This is a genomic window from Methanothermobacter sp. CaT2 (assembly GCF_000828575.1).
Taxonomy (GTDB): Archaea; Methanobacteriota; Methanobacteria; order Methanobacteriales; family Methanothermobacteraceae; genus Methanothermobacter.
In genome coordinates this window covers 597,382-612,027 of the sequence record NZ_AP011952.1, presented here as the reverse complement: position 1 = coordinate 612,027, position 14,646 = coordinate 597,382, and the positions used below count along the sequence as shown (strand labels likewise).

General features: G+C 49.0%; 23 protein-coding genes. 19 read left to right on the top strand and 4 right to left on the bottom strand.

The features are described 5' to 3' along the window. Positions 1–76 precede the first annotated feature (76 nt). From MTCT_RS03125 to MTCT_RS03115, 3 genes are all read right to left on the bottom strand, one after another. Entirely contained in the window at positions 77–739 is a 663-nt protein-coding gene (locus MTCT_RS03125) for an ABC transporter ATP-binding protein (RefSeq protein WP_010876335.1), read from the bottom strand. Between the two features lie 8 nt (positions 740–747). Next, positions 748–1,860, bottom strand: a complete 1,113-nt coding sequence (locus MTCT_RS03120; RefSeq protein ID WP_010876334.1) for an ABC transporter permease — start codon at positions 1,858–1,860, stop codon at positions 748–750. A 248-nt stretch (positions 1,861–2,108) separates the two neighbouring features. Continuing rightward, on the bottom strand, positions 2,109–2,507 hold the full coding sequence (locus MTCT_RS03115; protein ID WP_231855353.1) for a hypothetical protein: 399 nt from the start codon (positions 2,505–2,507) through the stop codon (positions 2,109–2,111). Between the two features lie 226 nt (positions 2,508–2,733). Here MTCT_RS03115 and MTCT_RS03105 point away from each other — a divergent pair, with 226 nt between their 5' ends. The 18 genes from MTCT_RS03105 to MTCT_RS03020 all read left to right on the top strand — a co-directional run bounded on the left by MTCT_RS03105 (position 2,734) and on the right by MTCT_RS03020 (position 12,755). Then, complete coding sequence (locus MTCT_RS03105; protein WP_048060880.1) at positions 2,734–3,162, top strand: NfeD family protein; 429 nt, start codon at positions 2,734–2,736, stop codon at positions 3,160–3,162. After that, a complete protein-coding gene (locus MTCT_RS03100) occupies positions 3,159–4,115 on the top strand; it encodes an SPFH domain-containing protein (protein WP_048175443.1) in 957 nt (318 codons plus the stop codon). The genes MTCT_RS03105 and MTCT_RS03100 overlap by 4 nt, the downstream gene beginning before the upstream one ends. Positions 4,116–4,281: 166 nt before the next feature. Beyond that, positions 4,282–4,605: a carboxymuconolactone decarboxylase family protein gene (locus MTCT_RS03095; RefSeq protein WP_048060879.1), complete on the top strand. Its 324-nt coding sequence runs from the start codon at positions 4,282–4,284 to the stop codon at positions 4,603–4,605. A gap of 173 nt (positions 4,606–4,778) precedes the next feature. Next, positions 4,779–5,318: a 50S ribosomal protein L15e gene (locus MTCT_RS03090; RefSeq protein ID WP_084126327.1), complete on the top strand. Its 540-nt coding sequence runs from the start codon at positions 4,779–4,781 to the stop codon at positions 5,316–5,318. A gap of 34 nt (positions 5,319–5,352) precedes the next feature. Next, positions 5,353–5,760 carry an RNA-binding protein gene (locus MTCT_RS03085; protein WP_048175441.1) on the top strand — a complete coding sequence of 136 codons (408 nt, stop codon included), beginning with the start codon at positions 5,353–5,355 and terminating at the stop codon, positions 5,758–5,760. Positions 5,761–5,780: 20 nt separating this feature from the next. Further along, a complete protein-coding gene (gene rnp3, locus MTCT_RS03080; protein ID WP_231855351.1) occupies positions 5,781–6,497 on the top strand; it encodes a ribonuclease P protein component 3 in 717 nt (238 codons plus the stop codon). 16 nt (positions 6,498–6,513) lie between these two features. Next, positions 6,514–6,888: a ribonuclease P protein component 2 gene (gene rnp2, locus MTCT_RS03075; RefSeq protein WP_010876326.1), complete on the top strand. Its 375-nt coding sequence runs from the start codon at positions 6,514–6,516 to the stop codon at positions 6,886–6,888. A gap of 65 nt (positions 6,889–6,953) precedes the next feature. Next, positions 6,954–7,700, top strand: coding sequence for an archaeal proteasome endopeptidase complex subunit alpha (gene psmA / locus MTCT_RS03070; protein WP_010876325.1), 747 nt, complete (start codon positions 6,954–6,956; stop codon positions 7,698–7,700). 3 nt (positions 7,701–7,703) lie between these two features. Then, entirely contained in the window at positions 7,704–8,402 is a 699-nt protein-coding gene (locus MTCT_RS03065; protein WP_010876324.1) for a ribosome assembly factor SBDS, read from the top strand. A 42-nt stretch (positions 8,403–8,444) separates the two neighbouring features. Further along, the gene (gene rrp4 / locus MTCT_RS03060) at positions 8,445–9,380 is read left to right on the top strand and encodes an exosome complex RNA-binding protein Rrp4 (protein WP_048175439.1); all 936 of its coding nucleotides are present in this window, start codon (positions 8,445–8,447) and stop codon (positions 9,378–9,380) included. Continuing rightward, a complete protein-coding gene (gene rrp41, locus MTCT_RS03055; RefSeq protein WP_010876322.1) occupies positions 9,377–10,099 on the top strand; it encodes an exosome complex exonuclease Rrp41 in 723 nt (240 codons plus the stop codon). The genes rrp4 and rrp41 overlap by 4 nt, the downstream gene beginning before the upstream one ends. Continuing rightward, positions 10,089–10,904 (top strand): exosome complex protein Rrp42, encoded by an 816-nt coding sequence (rrp42, locus tag MTCT_RS03050; protein ID WP_010876321.1) that lies wholly within the window; start codon positions 10,089–10,091, stop codon positions 10,902–10,904. The genes rrp41 and rrp42 overlap by 11 nt, the downstream gene beginning before the upstream one ends. A gap of 55 nt (positions 10,905–10,959) precedes the next feature. Continuing rightward, positions 10,960–11,229 (top strand): 50S ribosomal protein L37Ae, encoded by a 270-nt coding sequence (gene rpl37A, locus MTCT_RS03045; protein ID WP_010876320.1) that lies wholly within the window; start codon positions 10,960–10,962, stop codon positions 11,227–11,229. A gap of 1 nt (position 11,230) precedes the next feature. Further along, on the top strand, positions 11,231–11,362 hold the full coding sequence (locus MTCT_RS03040; protein ID WP_048175438.1) for a DNA-directed RNA polymerase subunit P: 132 nt from the start codon (positions 11,231–11,233) through the stop codon (positions 11,360–11,362). Between the two features lies 1 nt (position 11,363). Further along, on the top strand, positions 11,364–11,831 hold the full coding sequence (locus MTCT_RS03035; protein WP_010876318.1) for a Brix domain-containing protein: 468 nt from the start codon (positions 11,364–11,366) through the stop codon (positions 11,829–11,831). Beyond that, positions 11,824–12,090, top strand: coding sequence for a KEOPS complex subunit Pcc1 (locus MTCT_RS03030; RefSeq protein ID WP_010876317.1), 267 nt, complete (start codon positions 11,824–11,826; stop codon positions 12,088–12,090). The genes MTCT_RS03035 and MTCT_RS03030 overlap by 8 nt, the downstream gene beginning before the upstream one ends. A gap of 23 nt (positions 12,091–12,113) precedes the next feature. Then, a complete protein-coding gene (locus MTCT_RS03025; protein WP_010876316.1) occupies positions 12,114–12,479 on the top strand; it encodes a prefoldin subunit beta in 366 nt (121 codons plus the stop codon). Further along, a complete protein-coding gene (locus tag MTCT_RS03020; protein WP_010876315.1) occupies positions 12,480–12,755 on the top strand; it encodes a DUF3194 domain-containing protein in 276 nt (91 codons plus the stop codon). 292 nt (positions 12,756–13,047) lie between these two features. Here the strand turns inward: MTCT_RS03020 and MTCT_RS03015 are convergent, their stop codons facing one another. Then, positions 13,048–13,626: a GNAT family N-acetyltransferase gene (locus tag MTCT_RS03015; RefSeq protein ID WP_048061236.1), complete on the bottom strand. Its 579-nt coding sequence runs from the start codon at positions 13,624–13,626 to the stop codon at positions 13,048–13,050. Between the two features lie 190 nt (positions 13,627–13,816). On the opposite strand from MTCT_RS03015, the gene MTCT_RS03010 reads away from it, so the two are divergent. Next, positions 13,817–14,617 carry a nicotianamine synthase family protein gene (locus MTCT_RS03010; RefSeq protein WP_010876313.1) on the top strand — a complete coding sequence of 267 codons (801 nt, stop codon included), beginning with the start codon at positions 13,817–13,819 and terminating at the stop codon, positions 14,615–14,617. The last annotated feature ends 29 nt before the right edge of the window (positions 14,618–14,646 follow it).

Below are 14,646 nucleotides of genomic sequence, written 5' to 3'. Positions count from 1 at the left end.
AGGCCTGTTATTACAGGTGATGGGGCTTCAGAAGAAAGAGGTATCTGCCCCCTCAACAGAGGTCCAGGGCAGGTATTCAATACCCGTCGTCCACAATAACGCCATCCAGTATCCTGATGGTCCTTGAGGCCATGGCAGCCACGTCTGGTTCATGGGTCACAACAACCAGGGTCACCCCCTCGTCCTCCTGGAGCTCCCTCAGCTTTCTGAGGACTCTCTGGCTGGTCCTTGAATCAAGGGACCCTGTTGGCTCATCTGCAAGTATTATGGATGGATCATTGGCGAGGGCACGTGCAATGGCAACCCTCTGGCGTTCACCACCAGATAGTTCCGTGGGCTTCCTGTGGGCCTTATCAGCGAGATCAACATATTCAAGGAGCTCCATGGCACGTTCCTCCATGTTCTCATGTTTAACCGCAAACATGGGTATCTCCACGTTCTCAAGGGCCGTAAGGTTGGGTATGAGGTTGTGCAGCTGGAACACGAAACCTATCTCCTCGGCCCTCAGCCGGCTAAGATCCCTTTCCCTTGAGAGGTCCCTGCCGGCTACACAGATCGTGCCGGAGTCAGGAACGTCAAGGGCGCCTATCATGTTAAGGAGGGTTGATTTACCGGAACCTGATGGTCCCATTATTGATATGAACTCTCCACCATCGACCTCAAGGTTGACCCCGTTAAGGGCCCTTATCCTCCCGCTATCAAAACTCTTTCTGAGGTCCCTGACTTCTATGGCCTTCATGCTATCACCTACTCGTACCTGAGGGCCTCGGTGGGGGCAAGCCTTGAGGCCCGGTAGGCAGGGTAGAGCCCTCCTAGTATACCCACTGTGAATGCCACCGCAAAGGCCCTCATGAAGATTTCAGGACTGTAGACTGGCTCTATGAATCCCTTCATCCCGAGGGCGAGGAGGACCTGTATCGCTGCGACTCCGAGCACTGAACCAGCAGCACCCGCAATGGCGGTGAGGACCACAGATTCTCCAAGGATCATGGCGAGTATCCTCCTGTCCCTCCAGCCAACAGCCTTGAGAACTCCGATCTCCCTTGTCCTCTCAAAAACGGACATTATCATGGTATTTATTACTCCTATACCTCCTATTATTATGGCGAGGAGTGAAATGGCCCATGTAGCAGTGTCGATGGTCTGAAGTCCCTGGTCGACGCTCTGGAGGTCCTCCAGGGAGGCTATGGTTGTGAGGTCACTGTACCTCTTCTCGATTCTATCGGTGACATCCTCCACAGCTGAATTTCGGGTCATTTTCACATATATCATGGTGAGCTTGCCCTCCTTATCCTCTATCCTCTGGAGTTTCTTAAGTGAGATGAACGCACCTGAGTCCTGCTGCATATCACCTGACTCGAATATGCCCACGACCCTGTACTCACGGTTCTTTATCTTTATGGTGTCACCGACTTTCTTTCCATGGTTCTCAGATGCAACCTTGCCCATTATGACCTCATCTGCATCAGGGTCCTGGAGTGTTCTCCCCTCTGTTATCTTTATCTGGCTCATATTGATCTTCGCAGGGTCTATACCTATTAAAACGAAGTAGGGGTTGTCATCCAGCGGCTGGACCGCCATGAGGATCCCCACAGCGTCCTCCACCCCGCTCACATTCCTGACCCTATCAACGTATTCCTCATCTATCTTGCTAAAGAACATGTCCGAGACATTGGACTCCACTATGGTGAAGTCAGCGCCTCCGGCCTTCAGTGTGTCCTCTGTGGACGTCTTCAGACCCTCTGTTATAACGCCAAGGGTTACTATGGTTGCAATCCCTATTGCAATACCTGTAATTGCAAGGAGACTCCTTGCACGGCTTCTGAATGGATTCTTCAGAACGAGTGTTATGAACCTCATGGATGATTATATGATGGAGGTTCCTATTATAACTTAAGCCCTGTGGAAATCACATCTGATGGTAGCGGTTGACTTTTATGGATCTTTAACGGAATGGAGCATAAAGAGCAGAGATTGTCATTTTAACCAGCTTTTCATAGCCACTTAGAAAGGGAAGCTGAAGGACTGGAAAAGGAGAACACTTAGATTCTAATGAAGGACCTGAGAGTCATCTGGAGCTTAAAAATAATTTAATGAAAAAGGGAGTTTCAGGACATTTTACCTGCTTTGAGGACCTCAAACGCGTCAAGGTCAACTGAACCAATGGTGCTGTAGCATTCAGATTCAGGCATCTTCTCAAGGTCCTTCTGGCTTATGTACTTCATCCTGTCAAGGCCCCTGACAAAGTACCTGAACTGTGATCCGAGCCTCTCCCTGAGCCTGTAGCCCTTCCCGGTGTTTATGAACTGCCTGCGGTTCACCTCATATTCACCGGTGAGTTCATTTATTTTCCTCATCAGCTTCCTTGTGGGGTGCCTGTAGGTCCCTTCCTCCATGGCTATTACGATGTCCAGGGGGACACCGAGTTCGTCTGCAAGTTCCCTCTGGGTCTTACCGGTGTACACCCTGTAACCCAGAACCAGAAATTTGAGTTCATCTTCGATCATATGATCTCCACCTCCTTGAGGTAGAATATGGACACCACCCCTATAAATATCTTTCCAGAAAAAATTATTACAATAACTACAACAAACAGAATATAAATATTAATAAATTTATAAATTATATTACAAATTACTATATCCATGGTATCGACACATATATGATAATAACTGAGGGGAGCCATAGAAAATAATATAAACACTCAGTGAATTATGAAATGTGGTGGGTTTAATGGGACCGGAGTCATGGATAATAATAGCGGCCATATGCCTCATAGGTGAGATGCTCACAACGGGCTTCTTCCTCCTATGGTTTGCCTTTGGAGCACTGGCAGCAGCGGCCCTCGGATACCTTGGATTCGACACTACAGCGCAGTTCATAACATTCGCCGCTGTTTCAGTTGTCCTCCTTGGAGTCTCAAGGCCATTCGCAGCACGCATAACCGGCGAACCATCAAAAAAGGCAGTATCCGATAGACTGATAGGGAGAAAGGGAGTTGTGATGGAGGCAATCAGCCCCCAGAACTCTGGCCTCGTGAAGGTTGATGGTGAAACATGGAGGGCCACATCAGGCACAGTGCTTGATGTGGGTGAAGAGGTAAGTGTGAAGGCCATTGAGGGCGTTAAACTCGTTGTTGAAAAACTGGAGGAACAGAAATGATACTTGAGCTGATAATAGTACTGGTACTGCTTGTACTGGCATTCAAGAGCCTTAAGATACTCAGACCCTATGAGAAGGGTGTTGTCGAGAGGCTGGGTAAATACCAGAGGACCGTGGAGAGCGGACTCGTGGTCATAATACCATTCGTAGAGGCCATAAAGAAGGTCGACATGAGGGAACAGGTGGTTGATGTCCCCCCACAGGAGGTCATAACCAAGGACAACACAGTTGTTGTGGTGGACTGCGTGATATTCTATGAGGTGGTTGACCCCTTCAACGCTGTCTACAACGTCGTTGACTTCTACCAGGCCATAACCAAACTTGCCCAGACCAACCTCAGGAACATAATAGGGGACCTTGAACTCGACCAGACCCTCACATCAAGGGAGATGATAAACACACAGCTACGTGAGGTGCTTGACGAGGCCACAGACAAGTGGGGGACCAGGGTCGTCCGTGTTGAGATACAGCGCATAGAGCCGCCGGGTGACATCGTTGAGGCCATGTCAAAGCAGATGAAGGCCGAACGTATGAAGAGGGCGGCTATCCTCGAGGCTGAGGGTTACAAGCAGTCAGAGATAAAGAGGGCTGAGGGTGATAAGCAGGCAGCCATCCTGGAGGCAGAGGGTAAGGCAGAGGCCATAAAGAAGGTCGCAGATGCCAACAAGTACAGGGAAATAGCCATAGCAGAGGGACAGGCCAAGGCCATACTGTCAGTTTTCAGGGCCATGCACGAGGGTGACCCGACAAATGATATAATAGCACTGAAGTACCTTGAGGCCCTTGAAAAGGTTGCAGATGGAAGGGCAACAAAGATACTGCTACCCGTGGAGGCCACAGGCATACTTGGATCCATTGCAGGAATCTCAGAGATGCTCTCAGATCCAGAGGATAAAGGGGTTTCAGAGGTCGAGACAGAATCACAGCCGGCTGAAAAACCTGAAAAGCAGTGATTCATTTTTAATTACATTTTTTTGCCGTTTATTCTCCTCACCTTTTCTGTAAAAAGGCGCTATATTTTCATCCTTTAATGTGTTTATTCTCTGTAAAGCACCCAGATCAGGGCTCATGTTACTTATAAATATCGCCTTGAACATAATTAAAACGGAGGTGCTAAATATGAAAGAGGATGTTTTCTATGGGAAGGGCATGGTGCACGTGAAAGAGGACTACCCTGACATATATGAGGCAGTTGTTAAACTGAATGAGGCCGCCTACACCGGTAAGGTCCTTGATTACAGGACACAGAAACTCATAGCCCTCGGGATAACAGCAGCAAACTCCGATGACCGTGCAGTTAAAAAACAGATACAGAGTGCCATAAACGAGTTCGGAGTCACAAGGGATGAGATAGTTGATGTCCTGCGTGTTGTTCTCCTCACCTCAGGCAATCCACCCTTTGTCAAGGCTATGAGAATACTCTACGAGGTCCTCGAGGACTGAAACAACACCTTTGATTTTTCCATTAAACGGACCTTCAAAGACATTTCATTGATGTGACTGACAGTAAACTTTTTAAGTGATCACACCAGATGTAGTAGCACCTAAACCGCTATTTTTCAGGGATACGTTCCCATGGATGTGGCGTAAAGCCGAACAGAATAGAGGTGTAAATGATGTACAGATACGTTAAAGATGCATGGAAGAATCCAAAGGACTCCTATGTAAGGGAGCTGATGTGGGAGAGGGCTCCGAAGTGGAGAAGGGATCCCGTAATCAAGAGGATAGAAAGACCAACCAGAATAGACCGTGCAAGGGCACTGGGTTACAGGGCAAAACCTGGATACATAGTTGTAAGGACACGTGTAAGGCGTGGAAGCCAGAGGAAAACCAGGTTCAAGGCAGGTAGAAGGCCCAAGAGGATGGGTGTGAAGAAGATAACCACCGCAAAGAGTATCAAGAGGATCGCAGAGGAGAGGGTTGCAAGAAAATACCCGAACATGGAGGTCCTCAACTCCTACTGGGTATGGGAAGATGGAAAATACAAGTTCTATGAGGTCATCCTCGTGGATCCAAACCACCCCGCAATCAAGAACGACCCCAAGATAAACTGGATCTGTGAAAAACAGCACAGGGGACGCGTCTTCAGGGGCCTCACAAGTGAAGGTAAAAAGAACAGGGGCCTCCGAAACAGGGGTAAAGGGGCTGAGAAGTAAGGTAAAGCCCCCCGTTAACTTTTTTTAGAGGGACATGATACACAACATCTCCTACCGCCTCATGGTATACGGTACAGAGGACGAGGAAAAGGTCATTGAGGCCCTTAGAAACGTAATCCCGGGGGCCACACCTGAAAGGGAGAGTGCCGAGGGCTACCATGGAAACCCCATAACGGTCCTCAGGGGAAGGCTGGACCGCAGAAGGTCACTCAGGGAATTCATGGAGAAATTCACAGAGGTCTTCAGGGGCCGCATGGACGAACTTGAGGACAGATTCGATGAGAACGGCAACCTTTTCCTTCGACTGGACAAGCAGAAGGCCCTTGAGGGGGTCTGGGAACCCGTGAGGCACGGTGATGCAATCCACCTGAAGATCAAGGTGGAGGCCTACCCCGCAAAGAGGGAAGTTGCGGTAGAGAACATCAGGAAGATACTTGAATGATTGATTCTCCAAAGGATCTGATGAAATTCTTTGACTTCCACATACAGGGCAGGGACCATGATTCCAGCCTGAGACTCCTCCTTGAGGCATCACGTCTCGGCTATCAGGGCGGAGTTCTGGTATACCCTTCTGATAGATACCCTGACCTCAAATCAGACCTTGAATCCCTCAGGGAGAATCCTGAACTCCAGGACTTTGAGATAGCCAGGGGTGTAATGATAAATGCATCTGACCCCCGTGATATGAGGAGATCAGTGAATAAATTCAGGAAAAAGGCTGACGTGATCTATGTCTCAGGGGGCAACCTCAAGGTTAACAGGGCCGCATGTGAGAGCAGGCGGGTTGATGTCCTCTCAGCACCCTACACTTCAAGGAGGGACCCTGGCATCAACCATGTCCTCGCAAGGGAGGCTGCAAGAAACAATGTGGCTGTTGAACTCCCCCTGGCGGATGTCATCGGGTCCTGGCTCAAGGTACGGGCAAGGGTCCTTGAACAGTTCAGGGAGATCCTGAAACTCCACAGAAAGTTCGGTTTTCCACTGCTCCTCACCAGCAGGGCCTCCTCCATATATGACCTGAGGACTCCCGGTGATATCATGAACCTCGCAGAATGCTTCGGTATGGAGTCCAGTGAGGCAGAGGAATCCCTCACATCAACCCCCGCATCGATACTTGAGGACTCAGGGAAGCGTCACCTCCTGATTGCAGAGGGTGTGAGGCTCCTCCCTGAGAATTAAAGGTGAGTCCATGAGGATGAAGATACTGCCACCAACCCTGAGGGTCCCCAGGAGGTACATAGCCTTTGAGGTGATCAGTGAGAGGGAGCTCTCAAGGGAGGAACTTGTCTCCCTCATATGGGATAGCTGCCTCAAGCTGCATGGGGAATGTGAAACATCAAATTTCCGTTTATGGCTCATGAAGCTCTGGAGGTTCGATTTTCCAGACGCCGTCAGGGTGAGGGGCATACTCCAGTGCCAGAGGGGCTATGAGAGGAGGGTCATGATGGCCCTCACATGCGCCCACCACCACAGCGGGGTGAGGGTCGCCATCCACATCCTCGGCCTTTCAGGAACGATACGCTCGGCAACACAAAAGTTTATTAAACCTTCCAAGAAAGATAAATACTGATTAAAATCTTCATCACGTGACTCATGATTACATAAATTATCCATCAATAAAGAGAGGTTAGAAAAATGCAACCACTTCAGAGTGCAGGATATGATAGGGCCATCACAGTATTCAGCCCGGATGGCAGACTATTCCAGGTGGAATATGCGAGGGAAGCTGTTAAAAGAGGAACCACTTCTCTTGGAGTAAAATCAAAGGAAGGAATAGTTCTTGTTGTGGACAAGAGGCCCACAAGCAAGCTGGTTGAACCGAAATCCATAGAAAAGATCTTCCAGATAGATGAACACATCGGGGCTGCAACATCCGGACTGGTGGCGGATGCACGTGCAATAATTGAGAAGGCAAGGCTTGAGGCCCAGATAAACAGGATAACCTACAACGAACCAATAAGGGTTGAAAGCCTGGCCAAGAAGATATGTGACATGAAACAGATGTACACCCAGCATGGAGGTGTCAGGCCCTTTGGAACGGCCCTCATAATTGGTGGTGTCAATGGCAGGGGTTGCAGACTCTTTGAAACCGACCCGAGCGGTGCCCTCATAGAGTACAAGGCCACGGCCATAGGGGCTGGAAGGCCGGCGGCGATGGAGGAATTTGAGAAGAAGTACAGCGACGACATGAACCTCAACCAGGCCATAGAACTGGCACTTGACGCGGTTTATGAGGCCACTGAGGGTAAAACAACACCTGAAAGTGTTGAGATAGCTGTTATAGAAGCCGCAGATAAGAAATACAGAAGGCTTCCTGATGATGAGATCAGGGACCATGTTGAGGAGCTCCTGATCAGGAAGGAAAAGGAGGAAGAGGAGTAAAAAATGGTCAGCCTTGAAGATGCAGTTATCGCCCGGCTTGAATCCCATGGCGAGAGGTTCGAGGTCCTTGTGGACCCTGACCTGGCAGCTGAATTCCGCAGGGAAGACTCAGATGTAAGTGTGGAGGACGTCCTCGCGGTTCAGGAGGTCTTCAGGGACGCCAGGAAGGGTGATAAGGCATCTGAGGAGGCCATGAGGAAGGTCTTTGAAACAGCGGACCCACTTGAGGTAACACCAGTAATACTAAGAAGGGGGACAATACAGCTCACCGCAGAGCAGAGAAGGCAGATGATAGAGGATAAACGCCTGAAGATCATCAATAAAATTGCACGCGAGGCAATAAACCCCCAGAACGGACTTCCTCACCCTCCAAAGAGGATTGAAAAGGCCATGGAGGAAGCCAGGGTTCATGTTGATCCATTCAAGACCGTTGATGAGCAGGTCAACATCGTCCTGAAAGCCATCAGAACCAAGATTCCCATTAAATTTGAGAAGGTCAGGGTGGCCATCAAGATACCCGGTGAAAGGGCGGGGTCAGCCTACGGTGTAATATCAAATTTCGGGAAAATAACCAACGAGGAATGGCAGAACGACGGATCATGGATAGCAGTGGTTGAAATACCCGGAGGCCTTCAGGACAGCTTCTATCAGAAGCTCAGTGAACTCACAGGCGGTAACGTTGAAACCAGGCTAATAAAATAATCCTCCTCTCCTTTTAGCCTTCAAAAAACAGGGAGGCATAACGTGCTACTTGTAAATGAAAAGGACCTGGTTGTTCCAGGTCAGGTTCTGGCAGAGAACGAATATTTCCCTGGAAGGGGAACCTTCAAAGAGGATAACAGGATATGTTCATCCTTTGTGGGACTCGTTTCTGTTAGAAACAAGAAGATAAATGTGATACCACTTCAGAGCAAGTACATCCCCAAGAGGGGGGATGTGGTGATCGGGGAGATAACTGACATCAGATTCTCAATGTGGGGACTTGACATAAACTCGCCCTACACAGGTCTCTTACCGGCCTCTGAGGTCTTTGGCAAGGATAAAAGGGAACTTGAAAGTGTCTTCGATATAGGGGACGTTCTGCTTTTGAGGGTTGTGGATGTTGATGAGGTTAAGAAGGTGAAGCTTGGCCTCAAGGGCCGCGGCCTTGGAAAGTTCAGGGACGGTATCCTGGTTTACATAACACCCACAAAGGTGCCAAGGCTGATAGGCAAAAGGGGATCAATGATAAACATGGTCAAGGAGAAGACCCACTGCGATATCGTGGTTGGCCAGAACGGTGTTGTCTGGATCAAGGGTGAACCCGACATGGAGAGGATAGCCGAGAAGGTGGTCCTCATGATAGACCGTGAGGCCCACACCTCAGGACTCACCGACCGTGTGAGGGAACTCCTCGACAGGCTTACAGGAGTGGAACCTGAGATTCAGGTTGAGGAGTCTGAAGGGACAGAAAAACCTGAAACCCCGGAGTCTGAGGATTTTGAGGAAGCATCTGATTATTCTGAGGATGTGGAGGTGTCTCCGGAGTCTGAGGACATTGAGGAAGTATCTGATGAGTCTGAAGACCTTGAAGTGGAATCTGAAGATGTGGAAGAAGGAACAGACACCCCTGCTGCTGAAGAGGATGATGGGGAAGCCGGGGATGCAGAAGTTAAGGATGAGAATAATTCCGAGAGGTGATTACTATCATCACACAGGATCAATTGAAGACCTCCCCCAGCGTCAGGGAGGATGGAAGGGCGTTTGATGAACTCAGGCCCTTAAAAATCGAGGCAGGGATACTTGAAAGGGCAGATGGTTCATCTTACCTTGAATTTGGCGGTAACAAGATACTGGTGGCTGTATACGGTCCAAGGGAGGCTCAGATAAGAAAGCTGCAGAGACCTGACAGGGCCGTCATAAGGTGCAGGTACAATATGGCACCATTCTCAGTTGAGGAGCGAAAGAGACCGGGCCCTGACAGGCGTTCCGTTGAGATCTCCAAGATAACTGCAGAGGCCCTCAGACCGGCACTGATACTTGAAAAATTCCCCAGATCAGTCATCGATGTATTCATAGAGGTGCTTGAGGCTGAGGGAGGTACGAGGTGTGCTGGCATAACAGCGGCTTCAGTCGCCCTTGCAGATGCAGGAATACCCATGAGGGACATGGTTGTTGCCTGTGCAGCAGGTAAGGTCGGTGATCAGGTGGTCCTTGACCTCTCTGAGGAGGAGGACAAGGAGGGCCAGGCAGACGTACCGGTGGCGATACTCCCGAGGACACGTGAAATCACACTGCTCCAGAGTGATGGAAACCTCACACCCGAGGAATTTGAAAGGGCACTTGACCTTGCAGTGGAGGGATGCCTCCGGATACATGAGGTGCAGAAGGAGGCCCTCAGAAAGAGGTATGGTGAATAAAATGGATATAATACCTGAAATTACAAGAAAGAGTATAACGGACCTTATAAATAATAAGGAACGCATTGATGGAAGGTCACTTCATGAGTTCAGGGACATATCCATCGAAACAGGGGTGATATCCAAGGCTGAGGGTTCCTCAAGGGTGAAACTTGGAAACACCCAGATAATTGTGGGTGTGAAGCCCCAGATAGGCGAACCCTTCCCTGACACACCTGAGATGGGTGTAATACTCACCAACTCCGAGCTCCTTCCAATGGCATCACCGACCTTTGAGCCTGGACCCCCTGATGAGAGGTCAGTGGAGCTGTCAAGGGTTGTGGACAGATGCATAAGGGAGAGCCGGATGATAGACCTTGAGAAGCTCTGCATCATAGAGGGCAGCAAGGTCTGGATGCTGTTCCTGGACCTGCACATCATAGACTATGATGGCAACCTCTTTGACGCAGCGGTCCTTGCAACCGTGGCAGCCCTGCTGGATACAAGGATACCTGCAGCCGAGGTTGAGGATGGTGAGGTCGTTATCAACAGGGAGAAGATGCAGCCACTCCCTGTCAACAGGAAGGCCCTCATGTGCACCTTCGCCAAGATAGGAAACGAGATCGTGCTCGACCCCTCCCTCGAGGAGGAGGACATACTCACAGCAAGGATATCCATAGGTGTTACTGAGGAGGGCTCCATATGCGCCATGCAGAAGGGTGGTGAGGGGCCACTCACAAGGGATGATGTCCTTAAGGCAGTCTCAATTGCAGTGGAGAAGGTGCCCCAGCTCATTGAGTACCTTGACAAGTCAATGACTCCCTAAATCTTAAATACTGACCAGACAATATCTATAACATCATATTTACTGGAGTGATAATATGGCAAGAACAAAGAAAGTAGGTATCACAGGACGTTTCGGTCCACGTTACGGTCGTAAAGCTAAAAGAGCTGTTAAAAAGATTGAAGAAGAGATGAAGAGGAAGCACGTATGCCCGAGCTGTGACCGTCCCGGTGTTAAGAGGGAGAGCAGGGGCATATGGAAGTGCAGAAAATGCGGTGCTGTGTTCACAGGTGGAGCATACCTCCCGGTGACCCCAATGGGTAAGACAGCAGCCCGTAACATCAAGAGGATAGTTGGAGGTAAGTAGATTGTACCGCTGCGCCCAGTGCGGGACACTCATAGACCCCAAGAAGTACATGGAGAACAAGTGCCCAAGGTGCAGGTACAGGATCCTCTTCAAGGAGGTGCCTCCGGTTAAGAGGACCCTGAGGGCACGGTAGGATGCTCCTCACAACATCCAGAAAGCCATCCCAGCGCACAAGGTCCTTTTCCCAGAGGCTCTCCAGGATCATGGGCTGGAGGTACATTAACAGGGGAAAGATGAGCCTGCGGGATGTGCTCATCGAGGCCAGGGGCCCGGTGGCTGTGGTCTCTGAGAGGCACGGTAACCCTGCAAGGATAACCTTCCTCGATGAAAGGGGAGGGGAGAGGGGTTACATCCTCTTCAACCCGTCCTTTGAAATGAAAAAACCTGAACTGGCAGATAAAGCGGTAAGGGTCAGTAGCTGCCCTCCCGGATCTGAGGGCCTCTGCAATCTAATGGGCCTTGAGGTGGATGAATCCTCATCCAGGGATGCCTGGAGTATAAGGACTGATGAAGAGTACGCCTGGGTGATGGAGCTCATGGATGCCAGGGGGACGCCCGCTGGTTTTAAGCTCCTGATACGTGATTTCAGGGTCGGTGAGTGAGTTGGGTCTCAGGAGAATTCAGGGCGTAATAGATATCAGGACGGACCCTGAATCAGCATCTGTGATCTACAGGGCCATCAAACCTGAGGTCATGGATTCGCCCTCCCAGAGGTCTTCCATGTCCATGGAACTTGATGATGGCAGGATAACCATTGTCATAAGCGCAGGGGATTCAGCATCCTTCAGGGCGGCTCTCAATTCGTCACTGCGCTGGGTGAAGCTTTCCATGGAGATTCTTGAATTGATGGGATCAACATAATTGGATATTTTGAAGGTGATAATATGGAACTTCCACAGAATGTACAGCACCAGTTAGCTCAGTTCCAGCAGCTGCAGCAGCAGGCACAGGCAATATCTGTGCAGAAACAGACGGTTGAAATGCAGATTAATGAGACACAGAAGGCCCTTGAAGAACTCTCAAGGGCTGCCGATGACGCTGAAGTATATAAGAGCTCAGGTAACATTCTCATCAGGGTTGCCAAGGATGAACTTACAGAGGAACTTCAGGAAAAACTTGAAACACTCCAGCTCAGGGAGAAGACAATTGAGAGACAGGAAGAACGCGTCATGAAGAAACTGCAGGAGATGCAGGTCAACATCCAGGAAGCAATGAAGGGCGCGGGTATCAATCCGGGGATGGGTAACTAATTGAGTCTCAGAAAACTCACTGAAGGGGATCTGGATGAGATATCCAGTTTCCTCCACAATACCATTTCTGATTTTATACTGAAGAGGGTGTCTGCCAAGGAAATAGTTGATATTGACATAACTGTGCTGGTGGAGTACACCGATGAACTGAAGGTTGATATCAGCGCTGAACTGTACCTTGATGAGCTTTCAGATGCAGATCCCGGGATTGTTGATGAGGCAGTGGATGCAGCCTACAGGAGCCTTGAATCCTTCCTTGATGGATTCAGGGAATAATCACTGCCGCCTCTGGATTAAAACAGATATTATGTAATTATCATCATGTATTAATACTTAACCAGTTTTCATTTAAAAGCATGTAATAACTTTTTTTCAAAAAGTATTTATATGTCGTGTGACAACCACTTTAGTGAGCATGAATTCCTCCTAGCTTAAAACGGAAGCCAGCTCAACAGGGCATCCAGCAACAATCCTTTCGCTCAAAAAAAATGTCATCTGATGCCCTGTTCCTCCTCTTTTTAATGATTCAGTTCAAATGCCATCTGATTCCTTTTTAACCAACATGGAATTAAACCTTCTGGGTCCTGGGGAGTGAATGTGAGAGTTCAGAGGTTTTCTCAGGGATCCTGGTAATTGCATTTGAATTGCATGAGAGGGTCTTCTCCATGTGGACCGTCCCGAGTTCATTCCCTGTGTCCACCGTTACACGGTATCCCCTTGAAAGCCAGAATTCGAGGGCACCACCGACGTATTTATGTGTGTGCAGGTAGATCCTCTGGTAGCCCAGTGATGCTGCTTCCTTCTCGGCGATTTCAACAAGTCTGGATGCAACACCCATCCTCCGGTGATCCTCATCTACAAAAACCCTCCACAGGCTGGCCGTTGTCTCTGGATCATAGTTCAGGCCCTCAAATTCACGGTCATAGGCACGGAGTCCCAGTGTCCCTATTACCCTACCACCCTGGGAGGCGAAGAGGAAGATGTTCCTTGGGGGTTTGAGGTAGTACTCCTCAAGGTTGATTATGTCCCTGTGGTACTCGGGTATGTATCCGAATCCAAACTCCCTCCTGATTATCCTGAAGAGGAAGTTTCTTATGGATTCAAGTTCAGATTCACTCATGGGTTCAGCCACAGTGATAATTTCCATCACCTTTTGTTTTTCAGTGTTTTTTGCCCCCTCATTCAACCAGCGATAACATCCATCACCAGTAAGTAATAATTATTCTGTGTTAAATCCAGATAAAGTAATACATGATTGTCTTCATATATGACATATGTGCTCAAGTCTTATAAAGTGTGCTGTTCAATAACATTACCATGACCTAAGGAGAACCGCTATGAGCTGCTACATCTACTGGGATAAGATAAAGAGGATAGCCTCAAGACTCGAGGGAATGAATTATCACTTCGATGAGATGGACACCAGCGGGGTCATGCCACTTCTTGATGAAATCGAGGAGATAGCCCATGACTCAACCATTGACTTTGAATCAGCAAAGCACATCCTCGATGATGCTGAAATGAATCATGCACTCAGCCTGATAAGGAAGTTCTACGTGAATCTCGGGATGAAGCTTGAAATGGAAAAGGCACAGGAGGTCATAGAGTCAGACTCACCCTGGGAGACCCTCAGGTCATTCTACTTCTACCCAAGGTACCTTGAACTACTTAAGAATGAGGCTGCCCTTGGAAGATTCAGGAGAGGGGAGAGAGCAGTTTTTATTGGAGGTGGTCCCCTACCCCTTACAGGTATTCTTCTCTCACACGTCTATGGTATGAGAGTTAATGTTGTTGAAATCGAACCAGACATCGCTGAGCTCTCAAGAAAGGTCATCGAAGGCCTTGGAGTTGATGGTGTGAATGTCATAACTGGAGATGAAACCGTCATTGATGGTCTTGAATTTGATGTGTTAATGGTGGCGGCCCTTGCAGAGCCAAAGAGAAGGGTTTTCAGGAACATACACAGATATGTTGATACAGAAACGCGGATTATCTACAGGACATACACAGGTATGAGGGCTATCCTCTACGCACCTGTCAGTGATGATGATATCACCGGATTCAGGAGGGCAGGAGTTGTCCTGCCATCAGGGAAGGTTAACAACACTTCGGTACTTGTTTTTAAATGTCCTGATTGACTTCCCATGATAAAGGAATTCACTCGCTT